At 62.9% G+C, this 17151-nt stretch carries 16 protein-coding genes; 5 read left to right on the top strand and 11 right to left on the bottom strand.

Annotated elements, in window-relative coordinates:
* The first annotated feature begins 66 nt into the window (after positions 1-66).
* The gene (locus NKH91_RS29045; protein WP_023677749.1) at positions 67-324 is read left to right on the top strand and encodes a hypothetical protein; all 258 of its coding nucleotides are present in this window, start codon (positions 67-69) and stop codon (positions 322-324) included.
* 96 nt (positions 325-420) lie between these two features.
* The gene (locus tag NKH91_RS29040) at positions 421-1224 is read left to right on the top strand and encodes a hypothetical protein (protein ID WP_352848734.1); all 804 of its coding nucleotides are present in this window, start codon (positions 421-423) and stop codon (positions 1222-1224) included.
* Positions 1225-1258: 34 nt separating this feature from the next.
* Here NKH91_RS29040 and NKH91_RS29035 read toward each other — a convergent pair whose 3' ends face one another.
* Positions 1259-2590, bottom strand: coding sequence for a dihydroorotase (locus NKH91_RS29035; RefSeq protein ID WP_352848737.1), 1332 nt, complete (start codon positions 2588-2590; stop codon positions 1259-1261).
* 83 nt (positions 2591-2673) lie between these two features.
* Here NKH91_RS29035 and ygfZ point away from each other — a divergent pair, with 83 nt between their 5' ends.
* The 3 genes from ygfZ to NKH91_RS29020 all read left to right on the top strand — a co-directional run bounded on the left by ygfZ (position 2674) and on the right by NKH91_RS29020 (position 6369).
* Positions 2674-3534: a CAF17-like 4Fe-4S cluster assembly/insertion protein YgfZ gene (gene ygfZ / locus NKH91_RS29030; protein ID WP_352494853.1), complete on the top strand. Its 861-nt coding sequence runs from the start codon at positions 2674-2676 to the stop codon at positions 3532-3534.
* A complete protein-coding gene (locus NKH91_RS29025) occupies positions 3534-4166 on the top strand; it encodes a YfbR-like 5'-deoxynucleotidase (RefSeq protein WP_023719870.1) in 633 nt (210 codons plus the stop codon). The genes ygfZ and NKH91_RS29025 overlap by 1 nt, the downstream gene beginning before the upstream one ends.
* 64 nt (positions 4167-4230) lie before the next feature.
* Positions 4231-6369 carry a putative bifunctional diguanylate cyclase/phosphodiesterase gene (locus NKH91_RS29020; protein WP_352848740.1) on the top strand — a complete coding sequence of 713 codons (2139 nt, stop codon included), beginning with the start codon at positions 4231-4233 and terminating at the stop codon, positions 6367-6369.
* A 91-nt stretch (positions 6370-6460) separates the two neighbouring features.
* On the opposite strand, the gene NKH91_RS29015 is transcribed toward NKH91_RS29020, so the two are convergent.
* From NKH91_RS29015 to NKH91_RS28970, 10 genes are all read right to left on the bottom strand, one after another.
* The gene (locus NKH91_RS29015) at positions 6461-6733 is read right to left on the bottom strand and encodes a DUF3303 domain-containing protein (RefSeq protein WP_023719871.1); all 273 of its coding nucleotides are present in this window, start codon (positions 6731-6733) and stop codon (positions 6461-6463) included.
* Positions 6734-6755: 22 nt separating this feature from the next.
* On the bottom strand, positions 6756-8219 hold the full coding sequence (locus NKH91_RS29010; RefSeq protein ID WP_023719872.1) for a RimK family ATP-grasp domain-containing protein: 1464 nt from the start codon (positions 8217-8219) through the stop codon (positions 6756-6758).
* A complete protein-coding gene (locus NKH91_RS29005) occupies positions 8216-9322 on the bottom strand; it encodes a peptidase C39 family protein (protein WP_023719873.1) in 1107 nt (368 codons plus the stop codon). The genes NKH91_RS29010 and NKH91_RS29005 overlap by 4 nt, the downstream gene beginning before the upstream one ends.
* Before the next feature lie 208 nt (positions 9323-9530).
* A complete protein-coding gene (locus NKH91_RS29000; protein ID WP_352481851.1) occupies positions 9531-10325 on the bottom strand; it encodes an anti-sigma factor family protein in 795 nt (264 codons plus the stop codon).
* Entirely contained in the window at positions 10322-10840 is a 519-nt protein-coding gene (locus tag NKH91_RS28995; RefSeq protein WP_023719875.1) for a sigma-70 family RNA polymerase sigma factor, read from the bottom strand. The genes NKH91_RS29000 and NKH91_RS28995 overlap by 4 nt, the downstream gene beginning before the upstream one ends.
* 153 nt (positions 10841-10993) lie before the next feature.
* Positions 10994-13717: a DUF2339 domain-containing protein gene (locus NKH91_RS28990; RefSeq protein ID WP_352481852.1), complete on the bottom strand. Its 2724-nt coding sequence runs from the start codon at positions 13715-13717 to the stop codon at positions 10994-10996.
* A gap of 84 nt (positions 13718-13801) precedes the next feature.
* Positions 13802-13978, bottom strand: a complete 177-nt coding sequence (locus tag NKH91_RS28985) for a PaaI family thioesterase (protein ID WP_023719877.1) — start codon at positions 13976-13978, stop codon at positions 13802-13804.
* A gap of 52 nt (positions 13979-14030) precedes the next feature.
* Entirely contained in the window at positions 14031-14807 is a 777-nt protein-coding gene (gene recO / locus NKH91_RS28980; RefSeq protein ID WP_023719878.1) for a DNA repair protein RecO, read from the bottom strand.
* A 116-nt stretch (positions 14808-14923) separates the two neighbouring features.
* On the bottom strand, positions 14924-16012 hold the full coding sequence (locus NKH91_RS28975; RefSeq protein ID WP_352848743.1) for a porin: 1089 nt from the start codon (positions 16010-16012) through the stop codon (positions 14924-14926).
* A gap of 363 nt (positions 16013-16375) precedes the next feature.
* Positions 16376-17080 (bottom strand): antitoxin Xre/MbcA/ParS-like domain-containing protein, encoded by a 705-nt coding sequence (locus NKH91_RS28970; RefSeq protein WP_352494848.1) that lies wholly within the window; start codon positions 17078-17080, stop codon positions 16376-16378.
* Positions 17081-17151 lie beyond the last annotated feature (71 nt).

The raw sequence follows: 17151 nt of genomic DNA, 5'->3' as shown, positions 1-17151 counted from the left end.
GTAAAAGGGACAACTCAAGCTTGATCCCTATCCAACGGATCACCGCTTGAAAGGGTGGACATCGCAATGGAACATGGCGTCAACGACATCGACGCGCTGGTCAGGGAAGAAAAGCGCCTGACCGCCGTGGAAAGCCACAGCGAAGCCTGGGCGGAAGGATTGTCGGCGGGGATCGAGCCGGAAATCATCGCCGAGGCAGCCCTCGAAACGGCATTCGGCGAGATGCTGCGAACCAATGGCGAGACCTCGGCGCTTGCCCTGCTCGATCGCATGCGCGAAAAGGTGATTGCCGGGGCCTTCGAGCCCGAAAGGCTGCGGCACTGACCCCGGTTCTTTGACGACGGCGCGTCGCCGGACATCATGTCCGGGCACATCATGTCCGGGCACATGAGTGGGCCTGGAACCAGGGAGTAGCAGGCGGTGAATTTTTCGATATCAGGCAAGCCGCGCGGCCTGGTCCTCAGCATTTGGCTTATCGCCTCCTGCGCCACGATTCCCCTTGCACTGTTTCTTGCGAGCAGTCCCGCTCACGCCCTCAGCGAGATCAAGCGCGAAGACCTGCCTTCGCCGGTCACGCCGCCGACCGACGGCGACATGTCGCCGCCCGGAAGTACCGTGCCGATGCCCGGCCCGCTCGGCACGACGCCACCTGCAGCCAGCCAGCCGACTCCGTCCGACGAGCCAAGGCAAACCGAACCGAAAGGGCCAGCGGACGATGGCGGCACGGCCAATCCGCATGTCGATCCGGACGCGCCTGTGCCCGAAGTCGTTTACGACCTTGCCAAGTTGCCGGAACCGGTCAGGCGCATGCACGATCTGATCGTCGAGGCGTGCAAAAGCGGCGACATCGAAAGACTGCGGCCGCTGATCGGCACGGGCGACATGATGACCCAATTGTCGCTGGGCGACATGGAGGGCGACCCGATCGCCTTCCTGAAAGGGCTTTCGGGCGACACGGAAGGCCAGGAAATCCTCGCCATCCTGGAAGAGGTGCTCAATGCCGGCTATGTCCATGTCGATGCAGGCACGCCGCAGGATCTCTACGTCTGGCCGTATTTTTTCGCCCTGCCGTTGGACAAGCTCGATGCCAGGCAGCGGGTCGAGTTATTCAAGATCGTCACTGCCAGCGACTATGACAACATGAAGCAGTTCGGCGCCTACATCTTCTACCGCGTCGGCATCACGCCGACCGGGCAATGGACGTTCTTCGTCGCTGGGGATTGAGTGGTCAGGCCTGGCCCTTATTGAGGTAGGGAGCTTAGCCCGCCAACGCCTCGGAAAACTCCACCGCCCTGCCTTGGCCTGGCGTGGCAATCTCGCCTTCCCACATCACGCGCCGGCCCCGAACGATAGTGCCGACCGGCCAGCCGGTCACCTGCCTGCCGTCATAAGGCGTCCAACCGGCCTTGGAGCCTTGCTGGGCGTTGGCGATGATCTCGCGGCGCTTCAGGTCGACGATGGTCAGATCGGCATCGTAGCCGGCGGCAATACGGCCTTTCCTGGCGATGCCGAAAATGCGCTGTGGGCCATGGCTGGTCAGGTCGACAAAGCGCTGCAACGTCAGCCGGCCGGCGTTGACATGATCCAGCATGATCGGCACCAAAGTCTGCACGCCGGTCATGCCTGACGGCGACGCCGGATAAGGTTTTGCCTTCTCGGCCAGCGTGTGCGGCGCATGGTCGGAGCCGAGGACATCGACAACGCCTTGCGCAATGCCCTGCCAGACCCCCTCGCGATGGCGCGCGGCGCGCACCGGCGGGTTCATCTGGATCAGCGTGCCTAACTGCGCATAGTTATCTGCGCTCAGCGTCAGATGATGCGGCGTCGCCTCGCAAGTCGCGACATCCTTGTGCTGTTCGAGGAAGCCTATCTCTTCGGTGGTCGAGATGTGCAGCACATGGATCCGGGCACGGACCTGGCGCGCGATGCGCACCAGGCGCTCGGTGCAGCGCAATGCGGCGATCTCGTCGCGCCACACCGGATGTGAGGACGGATCGCCCTCGATGCGCTCGCCGAGCCGCTCGCGCAGCCGGAACTCGTCCTCGGAGTGAAAGGCGGCGCGGCGGCGTGTGTTCCTCAGGATCGAGGCAACGCCTTCGTCGTCCTCGACCAGCAGGTCGCCGGTGGACGAGCCCATGAACACTTTTATGCCGGCCGCACCCGGCAGCCGCTCGAGATCGCCGGCGTCTTTTGCATTGTCGCGGGTCCCGCCGACCCAGAAGGCAAAGTCGCAATGCATGCGGCCGGTGGCTCGCCGCACCTTGTCGGCAAGAGTCGCCTCGCTGGTGGTCAGCGGATTGGTGTTCGGCATCTCGAAGACGGCGGTGACGCCGCCAAGCACCGCCGCCCGCGAGCCCGTCCCCAAATCTTCCTTGTGCTCCAGTCCCGGCTCGCGGAAATGCACCTGGCTATCGACGACGCCCGGCAGGATATGCAGTCCGCGGCAGTCGATTGTCTCGCCGGCCGACGCCTGGCGGAGATCGCCGATGGCAGCGACGCGCCCACCATTGATGCCGACGTCGCGAAAACCCTCGCCATCGTGGTTGACCACGGTGCCACCTGTCAGGATGAGATCGTAGATGGGGGCCATGCGGATCAGGTCTCTTGCGGGGGAAGTGCCAGCGGCTTACGTAATGGCCGACAGTTTTGCAAGATCAGGCTTGTTTTCCCACCATGCCCTTTGCCTCGCTCAGAGATCGCGCACTCCTTTCCGTGTCCGGGCCGGATGCCGAGCACTTCTTGCAGAACATCCTGACTACCGACCTCGACGTGCTCGGCAGCAGCGAAGCAAAGCCCGGCGCCCTGCTGACGCCGCAAGGCAAGGTCCTTTTCGACTTCCTGATCTCGCGCGCCGGCGAAAATGCTTTCCGCCTCGAGTGCCGTGCCGAGACCGCCGACGATTTCATGCGCCGGCTGACGCTCTACAAGTTGCGCGCCAAAGTCCAAATTTCCAAGCTGGATCAGCCGGTTGTGACCGTCCTATGGGAAAGCGCTTCAACTGCCTCGCAATTTGAATCAGCACCGTTTGCCGATGCGCGGTTCGTCGATGCTATCGTCAAGCGCTCCTATGATGGCACCGCAGAAGGCGGCGACCTTGCCGCATGGCAAGCCTTTCGCATCGCCCATGGCATTGCCGAAAGCGGCAGCGACTATCAGCTCGGCGATGCGTTTCCGCATGACGTGCTGCTCGACGAGATCGGCGGCGTCGGCTTCAAGAAGGGCTGCTATGTCGGCCAGGAGGTTGTCTCGCGCATGCAGCATCGCGGCACTGCCAGACGCCGGGTGTTGATCGTCTCGGCCGAACGCTCCCTGCCCGCCTCGGGCGCAGAGTTGACCGTGGAGGGGCGGCCGGTCGGCACGCTTGGCTCGACCGCCGGCACGACAGGCCTCGCCATTGCCCGCATCGACCGGGTCAAGGCAGCGTTCGACGCCGGCCTGCCGATCCTGGCTGACGATGTCGCCGTGTCGCTCACCATCCCGCCCTGGGCGAAATTCAGCTTTCCGCAGGAAGCCGTCGGCGCGGAGGAGGCCTGATGGCGGCCGATCGCGCCGGGGCGCCGCCGCGCGCCTGGCAGCGCATGCTGTCCGGGCGACGGCTCGATCTCCTCGACCCCTCGCCGCTCGACATCGAGATCTCGGATATCGCTCACGGCCTTGCCCGCGTCGCGCGCTGGAACGGCCAGACCAGAGGCGAGCACGCCTTTTCGGTCGCCCAGCATTCGCTGCTCGTCGAAACGCTTGTCGGCGAGCTGATGCCGGATGCCGACGCCGATGCGCGGTTGGCGGCGCTGCTGCACGACGCGCCGGAATATGTCATCGGCGACATGATCTCGCCGTTCAAGTCCGTGATGGGCGGCAGCTACAGGGACTGCGAGATCAGGCTGCAGCGCGCCATCCATCTGCGCTTTTCGCTGCCAGCGGAACTCGACGCGGGACTGCGCAAGGAGATCAAGCGAGCGGATCAGATCGCCGCTTATTTCGAAGCGACGCTGCTTGCGGGTTTTTCAACGGCAGAGGCGACGGAGTTCTTCGGCCGGCCGCGCGGCTTCAATGCCGAGCGCTTCGATGTCACGCCGCGCTCGGTGACCTGGGCGCAGAATGCCTTTCTCAAACGGTTTGCGGCGATCGAAAAGTCGCGACGGCAGACTGCCGTTCCAGCCGGCTGAAAACGGTAAATTAACCGGCAAGGACAAGAGTGCCGTGGTTAACCACGGTCCATAGGCGCGCTACATGCCCGTTGCCGGTATCAAGGCAGGTTCGTCCGTCCGCCGACGACGGGTCAAAGGCGTTGGTCTGCCGCAACGGATTGAAGACGAACTGCGCGAACAGAACGAGCGTTTTTCGGCAGCGGTCGAGAACATGTCGCATGGCCTGTGCATGTTCGATGCCGATGAACGGATGATCATCTGCAATAGGAACTACATCAGTATCTTTCGCCTCGACGCCGATGTGGTACGGCCCGGCATCCGGTTTTTCGACATCCTCCAGCACAGCGTGGACATCGGCATCGCCTCGCAAAGCGCTGAGCAACTCTATGCCATTCGCAAGCCCTATATCGACCAGGCAAAACCTTCCACCTATGAGGAAACGCTTGCAGACGGGCGTATCGTCAACATTTCGCACCGGCCGCTGGCGTCGGGCGGTTGGGTATCGATCTACGAGGATATCACCGAGCAACGGCGCGCCGAGCAGGAGTTGAAGGAGCAGCACCGCCGTTTCGACGCGGCACTTGCCAACATGTCGCAAGGACTTTTGATGTACGATGCGGACGGCAAGCTGATCGTGCGCAACGAACGTTTTCTGGAACTTTACCATGTCAGGCCGGCCGACCTCCCGCTTGGCATGAGCCACCGTGATGCCTTTAAGCGGCTGCTGGAACTGGGCATTTACACAAAGCTCGACCCCGACAGCGAAATTTCGCAAATCGAAGCCTGCCTGCGGGCGGGCAAAACACACGTAACGCATCGCCATCTTGCCGATGGCAGAACGCTGCTGGTTGCACGCCGGCCGATGAGCGGCGGCGGCTGGGTCGCGACATTCGACGACGTGACCGAGCGCAGGCGCGTGGAAGAGCGCATGACCCACCTTGCGCATCACGACACACTGACCAACCTGCCCAATCGCTCGATGCTTCGCGAACGGCTCGACCAAGCCCTTAGCGAGACGAAAGACGGATCGCTGGCGATATTCTCGCTCGACCTCGATCACTTCAAGGCGGTCAACGATACTTGGGGCCACCCTTCCGGCGACTGGCTGCTGAAATGCGTGGCCGAACGGCTGCAACGGTGCCTGCGCAATGAAACGGACGTTGTCGCTCGCTTCGGCGGCGACGAATTCGTCATAATCCAGTTCAATCTCAAAAGCCCGGGCGATGCGGAAAAACTGGCCAAACGCATCGTCGAGATCATCGGAAAGCCGTTTCGCGACAAGCGACACGACATGCGCGTCGGCATCAGTGTTGGCATCGCGCTGTTTCCGAATGACGGCAAGGACACCGACACTTTGCTGAAAAACGCCGATATGGCGCTCTATCGGGCAAAGAGCGAAGGGCGCAACCTCTACCGTTTCTTCGAACCAGCCATGGATGCGATGGTGCGCGCGCGCCGGGCGCTCGAAATCGATCTCAGGGCGGCGCTGTCGCGCCGGGAATTCGAGCTGGATTTCCAGCCGATCATGAACATCGCCTCCGGCGAAATCGTCGGTGCCGAAGCCTTGATGCGCTGGCGTTCGCCAGTGCGCGGCCTGGTGCGTCCGGACGACTTCATTCCGGCCGCCGAGGAGACCGGGCTGATCGTGCCGCTTGGAGAATGGGCGCTGCGGAAAGCCTGCACGACCGCCGCAGGCTGGGCGCCTTTGCGCATCGCAGTCAATGTCTCCGCCGTGCAGATCAAAAGCGGCACCTTTGCCCGCAGCGTCATCTCGGCGCTGGCGTTCTCGGGCGTGCCGGCCAACCGGCTTGAACTGGAAATCACCGAAACGGTGCTGATGGACGAGAGCGATCTGGTGCTCAAGACACTGAGGCAGCTGCGCGATCTGGGTGTCCGCATAGCGCTGGACGATTTCGGCACCGGCTATTCCTCGCTCGGCTACCTCAGGCGCTTTCCCGTCGACAAGATCAAGATCGATCGCTCTTTCACCCGTGACATCGACAGTCGCGATACCGCGGCGATCGTGCGCACCATCATCGGGCTTGGCGCACAGCTGGGCATCACCGTCACCGCCGAGGGTGTCGAGACCGAAGCGCAGCTTGAATTCCTGCAAAAGGAGGGCTGCGTCGAGGCCCAGGGCTATTTGATCGGCGTGCCATCGAAAGCGTCGGACATCAACCGGCTGCTGAAGTCGAACGCGACGATCAGGCAATCCGGCTAAGTGCGACAGCCGGGCGAGCCAGTCATCGGCTCAGCCTGGACATCTGCCATCAATACAATGTCTGGATATACCTCGTCGAAGCGCGCGCAGGTCAGAGATGTCCGCTCAACGCCTCCACCATATCCTTGTTCGTCGCCACGGGAACGATCTCGAATTCGACCAGATCCGCCCATTCGATGACCCACCGCTGCAGGAGTGTGACGTCATCGGCCTCCACCAGCAGGAAGCAGCGGCTCATATCCGCTGCGATCCAGCTGTGGTGCACGAGCAGCGCGTCCGGCTTCAGGCGGCCCTGGTCGCGGAAACGGCGGTAGATCTCCTTACGGTCGCAGCCGCGAAAATCCTCGGTTACGAAGAACAGCATCTTTTTCCCCTCAATTCGGATGTCATCGGCCCGGCCGGTCCAATCGCTCCAGGAACCACTGCGTCAGCCGCACCCAGACCTCGTCTTTTTCGCCGGAGTCTTCCCAGCCGTGGTCGAGGTTGGGGTTATCGTTGACCTCGATGACGAAGACGCCGTCCCTGGTCTCCTTGAGGTCGACCCCGTAGAGGCCGTCGCCGATGCAGCGCGCCGCGCTCACCGCCGTCTCGACGACATGGGCCGGCGCTTCCTTCAGGGTGAACGTCTTGATGCCGCCCTGGTCGGGCTTGCCGTTGGCCTTATGATTGACGATCTGCCAATGCTTCTTGGCCATCAGATAATGGACGGCAAACAAGGGTTGGCCGCCGAGGACACCGACGCGCCAATCATATTCCGTCGGAATGAATTTTTGCGCGATCAGGAGGTCGGAATCCTCCAGCCATTCGGTTGCGAGCGTCTTCAACTCTTCGAAGGTGCCGCATTTCTTGACGCCGCGCGAAAACGAGGAGTCCGGGATCTTCAGCACCAGGGGGAAGCCCAGCGTCTGCGCCGCAACTTCCAGATCCGAGATGCCGGCTATCATCACCGTCGGCGGCACCGGTACCTTGTTGTAGGTCATCAGCTCGTTGAGATAGACCTTATTGGTGCAGCGGATCATCGACAGCGGATCGTCGATGACCGGCATACCTTCCTGCTGGGCGCGGCGGGCAAAGCGGTAGGTGTGGTTGGAGATCGAGGTGGTCTCGCGGATGAACAGCGCGTCGTAGTTGGCGAGCTTGGCCAGATCCCGCTTGGTGATCGGCTCGATTTCGACGCCCATCTTTTCAGCGATCTTGGCCCAGTGGCGCAGCGACGAAATCTCCGACGGCGGCAGTTCCTCATGCGGATCGACCAGCGTGGCGAAAGTGTAGCGCGCCGGCGTGCGGCCCTTGGTGTCGCGCCACTCGCGGTTGGTGTAGGTCTCCAGGCACTGGAGAAAGTGCGTTTCCTCGTCCTCGGTCATCCTGGCCAGGGGATGGAAGCCGATCTTGCGGATCGAGGCCCATTCGGCGCTGTCCCTGATGTGGACCTCGAGCGCCGGGGCACGAAACCAGTCGAACAGCAGCTTGGCAAAGCGGTCCCAGATCCTGGACGGTCCTATGCCGAAGAAGATGCAGACCTTCTGCGGGAAAGCGCCGCCCAAATCCTTGCGGCACTTGTTGAGTGCGAGTTCGAGTTCCGGCAACGCGTGCTCATAGAGCTTGCGCTCCGACAGGTCGATCATCGTTTCGACCGTCGGGATGACCTTATGGCCGCGCGAACCGGCGAGCAGCGAGGCGTAATAGCCGCGGCTCTGGTAGCCGTAATTGTTCGACAGGTTGATGACCTTCGGCCGCTGCCCGCGAAACAGTGCCGGATGGGCAAGGTAGTCGCGATTGGTGATGATCTTGTGCGGCGTCGCCACTTGGTCGAGATCGTTCTGCCGGCCGGTAAGGATGACCCAGGTCATTGGCTGTCGCGCTTTCCGAGAGTGATGGCGGCGCGCAATCCGTCGCGGCCGAATTGCGCCATGTTCATGAAGATGCCGTAAGGCACGGGAATGTTGGCAGCATCGAGGATCGTCTCCTGCCGCTCGTCCTCGACCCAAGGGTCGTGGATCAGGATATGATCGCCGTCGTCACCGATGGCCAATACCCAGTGCGGAACCTTCTTGCCGAACATCAGGAAGCCGCTGATCAGGACCAGCACCAGTTTTCCCTCTGCGATCGCGGTGCGAATGTCGTCAAGCCCGAATGAACGGTAATTCACCGGGATGCCGTAAAGTTCCGCGCGGCGTCGAAAGTCGACCTGCGCCAGTTCCATCACCCGGCGCTTGTCTTCACTGCGCACCGACTGCAGGAACAGCGCGCCGTAGAAGGAGACATAGATCTCAGCAGCAAGCCCGCTCTCATAGCCGGCGACGGCCAGCCCGAACGGCTCGCAGCCGCCGGGGCCGGACATCATGAAAACGGTCGTCGCCTCACGCCACAGCCGGATTTCCATCACCGGGTCCGGCACGAAGCCGGGGCCGAAGTAAGCCATCGCCATCATCAGGCAGCATGGTCCGCAAGTGAATTCGCAAGTCTGCTGATAAAACGGCACTTCGGTGGCGACCGGAATGTCGCCACGCAAGGTCTTTTCATAGCGCAGCGCCGTGGCGCCATCCTCGTAATAGTCCGGTTCGCGGCCGATCTTGCGGTAGCCGCTCCGCTCGTAGATCTGGATCGCGCGCGGGTTGTCCTCGCGGACTTCCAAACGAAGCATCATGCGGCCGTGCTCGAAAGCAGCGGTCTCGGCCTCTTCCAGCAGAAGGCGGCCAACGCCACGGCCGCCGAAAAATGGACCGACGGCGATCGAATAGAGCCGCGCGACGCCGCTGCCCTTGCGAAACAGCACGACTGCATAGCCGGCGACGCGGCCATCGCTTTCGCCAACCAGCAGTTCGGCGGTGTCGCGTTCGATCAGTTGGCGAAAGGAACGGCGAGAAATGCGGTCGCTCGAGAAAACAGCTTTTTCGATGGCGGCGAGGTCATCGACGTCGGACGCGCGGGCCTTGCGAATCTCGGCAGGCATGCGGGCTCAGAAAACCTCGATTGGGTTGTGGAAACGACCCTAGTCTAAACATCGGTCACACCAGCCGAAGTGCCAGCATTAAGCAAGCGCTATCGCACCTCGATTAGGGCCGAATTGTGACAGTTTTGACAGCAGGCAGGTCGCGCAAAGGCTTTGAGCGACCTCCGTGTTTCGGCATCGGCGCGGCTCCGGAAAAATGAGATCCTGCTCAGCTTTGCAAGGCCGCCAGAAGCTGGCCATAGGCGCTCTTGGCCACCGCGGCCAGCCGCTCGCGCGGCAGCGAGCCGACGACGGCGCAGCCATAACCCTTGTCCAGCCAGTACACAGCCGCAGGACCATCTTCTTCCGACCCATAGGTGCCCTTGGCCTTGGCAGCCGATTCGGCGGTGACGAAGAGCGAAATGCGCGCGCCCTTGTCGTCCTCGTAAAGCAGCATCGCGGCCTTGCCCTGGCCGGCAGGCAGCAGCCGGCCACCGACCAGTTGGAATCCCTGCGCTGCCAGATCCGGCGCGACGAGCTTCAAACCCACCTGGTTCGACAACCAGCTCTGCAAATGATCCTTGTCGCTTGCCGGCACTTCCACCGCATGCCGCTTTTCGGCGGCATAGATGACGTGGGCGGCGATCGCTTCTTCGGCAAGCTGGTCCTCGGCCGTATTTTCCAGGCCGAGGCCGCCGATGCCGGCAAGATAGCCGCCAGCACCGCCAATCACCAGCATGGCGGCAGCGGCGACCGCAAGCCACCAACGCGAGCGCGACGGCGCCGCTCTGACCACCGACGCCTCGCCAAGCACCACCTTGTTCAGCCGCACCGGTACGGGTTCGTCCAGCACGCCGTTAAAGGCTGCGCGCAATGCTGCCCGGTCGGCGGCGTAGCGTGCACTCTTGGCCTTCATCTCGGCATTGGCCTCGAGCCATGCCTCATAGGCCGTTCGCTCGTCGCCCGGCAACTCGCCATCGAGAGCCATGTGGATGTCGCGTTCGGAGAAATCGCGCCGGCTCATTTCTCGACGATCCTTATCGAGCGGCGGCGCGCGGTATCATCCAGCAGCGCTCGCAGTTCCTCACGCCCGCGCGCGATGCGCGACATCAAAGTGCCGGCGGGGACTCCAAGGATGTTGGCTGCTTCGGCATAGGAAAACCCTTCGATGGCGACCATCACAAGTGCCGCGCGCCGGTCCGGGCTGATCGCCTGCAGCGCGTCGACGATCTCGCGCGAGGCGATGCTCTCGACCTGCTCGGCGGGCGCTGCCTGCGCCTCGCTCGCCTCGAGCGGCAGCATCGCCGCCTCGCCGCGCCGGTTCACCTTGCGCATCTGGTCGATGAACAAATGATGCATGATCGTAAACAGCCACCTCCTGGGGCTTTCTCCTGTCTGCCAATTGTCGAGCCGCACAAGCGCCCGCTCGAGACAATCCTGGACGAGATCGTCGGCGGAATCGCGGTCGCGCAACAGCGAGCGTGCATAGCGGCGCAAACGCGGTATTTCACCAAGGATTGCTGCCTTCTTTTCGTCCATGACCGCTGGTTCTGGAGCCCCTGTCCGTGGTGATTGAACGCGCCTTTGCGGCGCGGCGCAAGCGGCCAGCGCGAAGCGGTCCGCCGCCCCGGTCACCCAAGCAACTGAATAACGCTGCCGATGCCAGCTTTATTCCCGGCCAAATTGAAATCGTCAGCTATTGCTCGTCTCGAGCTTTTCTTTCGCCGCCCTTGTCAGCAGCCGCTGATAAAACAAGCCGATGCCGATGAGCACCGCGCCGAGGCCGATGAAGGACAGCGCCCGCAACACGCCTTCCAGCTCCGACATATCGAAGACGAAGACCTTGAGCACGGCGACCGCGATCAGCGCCGCAGACGCTATGCGCAGCACCTGCGACTTCAGCCAGACACCGGCGGTGAGCAGCACCACGCCGATGGCCAACCAGAGCGCCGAATAGGTATAGGTCTCGAGCTGACCGAGGCCGCTCCACAGGCCGATGAACTCGCCCTTGAACAGCCTCCTGACCGACAGCGTGGCATAGACGAAGGCGAGCACCGCCGCCACAACCGCAAGCATGGCCGCATACCATTTCGGCCGCTTGTCGCGGGTATAGAGCGCCAGTGCGCCTGTCGCGACTGCCGGCAACAGATAGGCCAGGAACAGAAGGTTGAACACCGGAATGCCGCCGGTCGATTCATCCGTCAGCAGCGGGTTCAGCACCACAAAATGCCGGATGACGATGAAGGCGACCGAGAGCACCCCAGCAGCCATCGAGCCGTAACGTAGCACCGAGCTTGGCGAGCGCATGTCGATGGCGACCAGGATTGCACCGGCGCCGATGGCGATCAGCGTATAAATCGCCTGTTCGGCAAGTGTCATCGAGCCGCTGTCGATGACGCCACCATGCATGGCATGACGCACCAGCATGGCAACGGCGAGCAGAGCAAACAGCGCGGCGCCGGCCTCCATGGCGAGGCGCGGCCGGCCATTGGTTGTGCGGGCGAGTTGCCAGGCGGCAAAGCCGAAGGCGAGCGCCGGCACGCCATATCCGAGCAGCAGCCAGTTGAACACGGGTGTTTTCGACAGGAACTCGGCACCGACGATGGTCGGGTCGAAGGCGGCACGGCCGAGCACTGCGATCACCGCACCGACCGAAATCCAGCCAAGCACCGGATAGCTGCGCCAGCGCGTCGCCAGTGCCGGCACAACGGCGGCTGCTCCGAGCAGGACGGTTGTCCAGCCGGAGCCAAAGGCCATGTGCAGCATCAGCAGGCCGGCGATCGCCGCGCCGGCGAGCGCGAAGGAGACGGCAGCGCCGCCGGTCAGCGGCGGCGCTTCGCCGCGCGCTATCCATTCGCCGCCGGCGACGAAGATCCCGACCAAAACGGCCGCTGCGGCCGCATAAGCAAGGTCACGGTCGAGATTGCCGAAGGTGAACCAGAGCGCCAGCAGGATGACCAGTGGCGCGACAGCGCTCCAGGCCGCCCATGTGGCGGCGCGCAGCCAGCCAGGAGCCGCAAAACGGCGCGCTGCCCAAAAGCCGGCGCCGATGAAGACCAGGCCCAGCGCGATGCCGATCCTGAGCATCAAGGCATCAGACGCCACAACCGGCACGCCATCGACACCGAGAGCGCCGCCCGAAAAATCGGCGGCGACCGTGGTCGGCGGAATGATGCCGAGATAGACCAGTACCGTCGCCAGCCCGGCGGCGTGCAGCAGTGCAAGCGCTCGCGGCCGGTAGAGCGCTATCGCCACCAGGGCTACGATAAGGGCTGCTCCCTGCAAGGCATCGCCGGCGGCGGCAAAGACCGGATCGACGAACAGGGCCAGCGCTGAAAGAGCGACGAAGAACCCCGGCGCGATCGACGGCCAGTCGAAGCCGGTGTCGGCGACCGCTTCGCTGCGACGGCCAAGCCAGACGAAGGCGAGCACGGCCAGTGTCACCGCGTCGATAAAGAGGATGACGGAAAGGTTCGTCCCCGGCGCTTCGGTCATGTAGAAGATGGTCCAGATGCCCGTGGCGACGAAGGCTGCGGCCATCAAGAGCCTCCAGTCGCGGATGCGGGCAATGACGCCGGTGGCGGCGAGCACGATCGCCAGATAGCCAAACAGCGCCCACGGATTGGGCGCCTGCGAGGCGACGAGTAGCGGCGTCACCATGGCGCCGAGCAGGCCGACGCCGGCCAGCGCCTGACCGTGGACCAGGCTTGCCGCGATCGTCGCCACCCCGATGGCGCCGAGCAGCGTGAAAGCGAGCGCCGGGCCGATGAAACCGTAAATGCTGTACGCGGCGTAGACCGTGCCGAACAGGATGAAAGCGCCGGCCGCCGTCAGGATCGCCGGGATATAGGCACCGGCGGCACCTTGCACCGGGACCTTGAAGCCGGTGCGCCGGATGAACTCGCCGCCGCCGACCAGCGCCAGCCCAAGTGCCGCCGCCATGAAAAGCCGCACGCCTGGCCCGAAAATGCCGGCCTCGATCGTGTAGCGGATCAGGAACAGGCCGCCCAGCGCCAGCGCGATGCCGCCGACCCAGACCGCCCAGCGGGTACCGAGCGCCGTTTCGACGTCGGATTGGCGGGCGGCTTTCGCCGCTGCCGCCGGTTGCGCCGGCTCCGGTGCGGACGGCGCCGCGGTATCGGCTTCTGCCTCTGCCGCTGATGCGACCGCTGCGGTCTCGGCCCCTGGCGATGCGGCCATGTCGGCTGCCGCCGCCGGCGGGATTGCGCCATCCGCCGGTTTGCTGTCGTTTGCAGCCGGTTCCTTGGCTTGCGGCGGCAGGACAGGCGCGCCCGAAAGCACGAGGCTGCGCAACGCGCCAAGCTCGCGCTCGATCAGGCCGATACGGCTCTGCTGGCGTGAAATGATGACGAACAGCGCGATGATGGCGACGAGGCCAATCAGGCTTTCAAACATGGCGGTTCCCCCAAACCAGGCCAGTCGTCACTGACATTCAATGTTCAGTGACATTCAAATGCGGCGGCCAGACGGCTGGTCCATTCAACGTGCCGCCAGATTGGCCGCCGGAAAGATCGAGCACGTTTCGGTGCCGAAAGCCAGCAGCTTGCCGTTGGCATCCTTCAGCGCCGCTTCCGAAACCGCCAGCGTGCGGCCCTTGTGCACCACTTTGCCCTCGCACACCACCTCGCCGGTCCCTGGTGTGATCGGCCGCGTCAAATAATGTCGAGGCCAAGCGGCGAAACCCGGCCGGGGTAGAGTTCCACTTCGCTCACCTGATGGCTTCGCCGACGGCGGTTTCCCCGGCGATTGCCTTGCCGCCCGCATAATGCTTGCGCAAGGCGGCGAGGAAGCCGGCGCGGGCGCCGGGTGGTTCGATACCGCGCGGCTCGTAGACATGGCGGGTCAAAAAGAAGCCGGTCAGCCGGAAGGCGTCGTCGATCGCCGCCGGATCGGCGCGCAGGCCCGAACCGCGCTGCAGGAAGGCAGGCAGCGCCAGCATCTTGTCGCGCCACGGCGCGCCCGCCGCCCGCGACACGGCGCGGCCGGATTTCGGCGAGACGTAGGCAAGATCCTGCCTGGTGCCGGTCGCCGCACACTGGCTGAGATCGAGGCCGAAACCGAGTTCGTCGAGAACCAGCAGCTCGAAGCGGGCCACCAGCTCGCCGGCGGCATCGGCATCGTCGAGATGGGCGATCATGACCGCGAGCGTCTCATAGAGACCGCGATGGGCATCGCGCTCCGGCAGAAGACGCAAATGCGCGGCCATCGTCTGCAAGCCGTAAACGGCAACGGCGCTGTCCATCAGCCGGGCGGCGTTCATTTCGATGGCCTCGGCCTGGAAGGTGCCGAGATGTTCGTCGAGCCGCGCCCGCCACAACAGGTCGACGCGGTTGCCGGGCTGCAAGACCGGCTGCTGCTTGCGCGAACGGCCGCCGCGCACGAGACCGAGATGGCGGCCATGCGCACGTGTCATCACCTCGAGAATGGCGCTGGTTTCGCCATGCTTGCGGGTGCCGAGAATGATTCCCTCGTCGCGCCATTCCATGACCAGAGCTTGTCACCGGTTCGATGGCGAAATCAAGATGAGCGACTTATCCGCCGCCAAACCAAAACGGCCCGTAGCGTATCGCTACGGGCCGTTTTTGCGAGATCGTCGTTTGATCAGAACGAGCGCTGGAAGCGGAAGATGCCGCCGATTGCGTCGGCATCGTCGGCATCGAAATTGTCGTAATAATCGACTTCGGCGGTGATCGTGTAACCAGGAACGATGGTGTAGGCGACGTTGGCCGCAACGGCGAAGTCTTTGTCGTCGGTATAGGAGACCTGGGCGTTCAAAGAGGTCTTCTTGTTGACGGCATAGCTGCCGCCGCCCCAGACGGCAAAGTTGCCAGTCCACGGCTTGTAGAAGTTCTTTGCGACGTTGTCGTCGCTGCCGTAGCCCGCCATCACGAACAGGGTCAGGTCAGTAATCGGCTTGACGTCGAGGCGAGCTTTGCCGGCCCATTCTTCCGACGTGCTGTTATAGGCGCCGACGGCGGTGATCGCACCCCAGTCACCCTTGTATTTCACGCCGCCGACGACAAACGGAACGTAGCTGTCGATCGACTGGTCAGCGCCGGAGCCTGTTTCGACCGAGGCGACTGCCGTAAAGCCGTTACCGCCGTCGAAATAGTAACTGATCAGGTTGGTGTCCTTGGTGCCGTACGGGATGATGGTGTCCTGGACGACGTTGCCGGCGTAGCCGATGAACGAATCATAGACAGTTTCATCCTTGCCGACGCGGAAACCTCCAAGCTGGATCCAGGCGAAGTTCAGGGTAACCGCCTTGTTGTCCTGCACGCTGAAATCAACACCGCTCACGGTGTGTTTGGTATTGCCGAAGTTGAAACGGGTCTCGGTGTAGGTCTTCAACGTGCCGAGCTCGGTTTCCTGGCCGGTCCACGTCTTCAAATTGAAGCGGGCATTCTTGTTCCAGGTCTGCTGTTCGTCACCGTCCATAAGGTCGTGTGTCGTCGTGCCGCCGAAAACGCGGCCACCGTCACCGAAGCTGGCGTCGTAACGGACATAGCCGCCGATCCGCAGGCAGGTCTCGGTGCCGGGAATGTAAAAGTAGCCGGCGCCGTAGACGTCGCAAATCTTGACGTATTCGGCGGGTTCCGGCTCGGCGACCACAACAGCGTCGGCGGCGTGCGCGCCGGAGACCGCGACGAATGCCGCGGCTGAGCCGAGAAGAAGGCTCTTGATATTCATTTTCTGACCTCTCCAGTCAAAGTTAAAAATGGCTTTGAATCCGTGGTTGAACGGCTGAACGCCTCACCCACGTCGAACAAGGCGCGCACCGCACCCCCTCTTCAGGCGGCGAACATACTCATCCGCATTCCAGTCTCAATGACGATTCCAAAAATAATCAATGTTTTCTTAACAGAAGAAATCCATGTTGCACAAATATCACTTCATATTTTTCTTCACGTTTGCTCCCGGCACAAACGAGACATTGTCACAATTGTACGAAACTATACTTATTCCATTAGCCGACAAACCGGTCATAGTCCGGTTGATATTCCTTTTACGTGTTATTTTTTTGGAATAGACTTCTAACGTTGGCGGCGAAAATCAAGCCAACTTCGCCATCGCTGCGTTCTGTGCGGCAAGAACGACTTCCGCCACCAGATCCTGTTTGAGCATTTCAATGGGAATACGTCCGGCAAGGCCGGGCGCGGGGCCGACCAGCCACGACCAGGCACGCCGCGGATCGGGCATCGCGGATAACACTTCGTTGATACCCGGAGCCGGCCTGCCGTCGACGAACTGCGCCAGAGGAAATACATGTTTGCGGCCACCGGTGCGCAACGCAACGACCGTGCCGCTCCGCTGCCAGCGATGCAGGGTCGAGCGCGATATGCCGAGATTTTCCTGCAGGAAGGTCGACCCGGCGACCCGACCGGCCCAGTCCTCGACCCGCATCGCGTCGAGGTCGCCCGTTCCGGCCAGGGGTTGGATGTCTGCCCCTTGGCCTTCGTGCGCCGTCGACAGAGGCGTCCGGGTACGGCGTTCAGTCGCTTCGGCCGCCAATATCCGCACGAACCGCGACGCCATGCCGGGCAATCTTTCCTGCATGGTGTCGATCGCCCTGATGTCGGTCGGCGCAAGCAGGGCGACGGCGGCGGCAACGGCCCCGGCGACCCTGCCCGCTGCGACGACCGCATCGCTGTTCGTCACCTTGCCTTGCCGCGCCAGCACGCGCTCGATCTCAACAGCGACGGCGTTTGCAAACTCGATCTGACGGATGGGGTCGATGCGATTCCAAGTCCCGGTCATGTCCTAATCTGGCTGTTTGCCCGCCTGTTCCGGTTTGCTCGGAAGCGGGTCTTTCGCACAGCCTATAGGCA

This window comes from Mesorhizobium sp. M0894 (assembly GCF_040319725.1).
GTDB lineage: Bacteria > Pseudomonadota > Alphaproteobacteria > Rhizobiales > Rhizobiaceae > Mesorhizobium.
This window is presented reverse-complemented; position numbering and strand designations above follow the sequence as displayed.

Bases quoted from the DNA above. Each gene is read 5' to 3' on its own strand.
- NKH91_RS29045 (WP_023677749.1), top strand. From the start codon at position 67: ATGGAACATGGCGTCAACGACATCGACGCGCTGGTCAGGGAAGAAAAG.
- NKH91_RS29035 (WP_352848737.1), bottom strand. From the start codon at position 2,590: ATGGCCCCCATCTACGATCTCATCCTGACAGGTGGCACCGTGGTCAAC.
- ygfZ (WP_352494853.1), top strand. From the start codon at position 2,674: ATGCCCTTTGCCTCGCTCAGAGATCGCGCACTCCTTTCCGTGTCCGGG.
- NKH91_RS29025 (WP_023719870.1), top strand. From the start codon at position 3,534: ATGGCGGCCGATCGCGCCGGGGCGCCGCCGCGCGCCTGGCAGCGCATG.
- NKH91_RS29020 (WP_352848740.1), top strand. From the start codon at position 4,231: ATGCCCGTTGCCGGTATCAAGGCAGGTTCGTCCGTCCGCCGACGACGG.
- NKH91_RS29015 (WP_023719871.1), bottom strand. From the start codon at position 6,733: ATGCTGTTCTTCGTAACCGAGGATTTTCGCGGCTGCGACCGTAAGGAG.
- NKH91_RS29010 (WP_023719872.1), bottom strand. From the start codon at position 8,219: ATGACCTGGGTCATCCTTACCGGCCGGCAGAACGATCTCGACCAAGTG.
- NKH91_RS29005 (WP_023719873.1), bottom strand. From the start codon at position 9,322: ATGCCTGCCGAGATTCGCAAGGCCCGCGCGTCCGACGTCGATGACCTC.
- NKH91_RS29000 (WP_352481851.1), bottom strand. From the start codon at position 10,325: ATGAGCCGGCGCGATTTCTCCGAACGCGACATCCACATGGCTCTCGAT.
- NKH91_RS28995 (WP_023719875.1), bottom strand. From the start codon at position 10,840: ATGGACGAAAAGAAGGCAGCAATCCTTGGTGAAATACCGCGTTTGCGC.
- NKH91_RS28990 (WP_352481852.1), bottom strand. From the start codon at position 13,717: ATGTTTGAAAGCCTGATTGGCCTCGTCGCCATCATCGCGCTGTTCGTC.
- recO (WP_023719878.1), bottom strand. From the start codon at position 14,807: ATGGAATGGCGCGACGAGGGAATCATTCTCGGCACCCGCAAGCATGGC.
- NKH91_RS28975 (WP_352848743.1), bottom strand. From the start codon at position 16,012: ATGAATATCAAGAGCCTTCTTCTCGGCTCAGCCGCGGCATTCGTCGCG.
- NKH91_RS28970 (WP_352494848.1), bottom strand. From the start codon at position 17,080: ATGACCGGGACTTGGAATCGCATCGACCCCATCCGTCAGATCGAGTTT.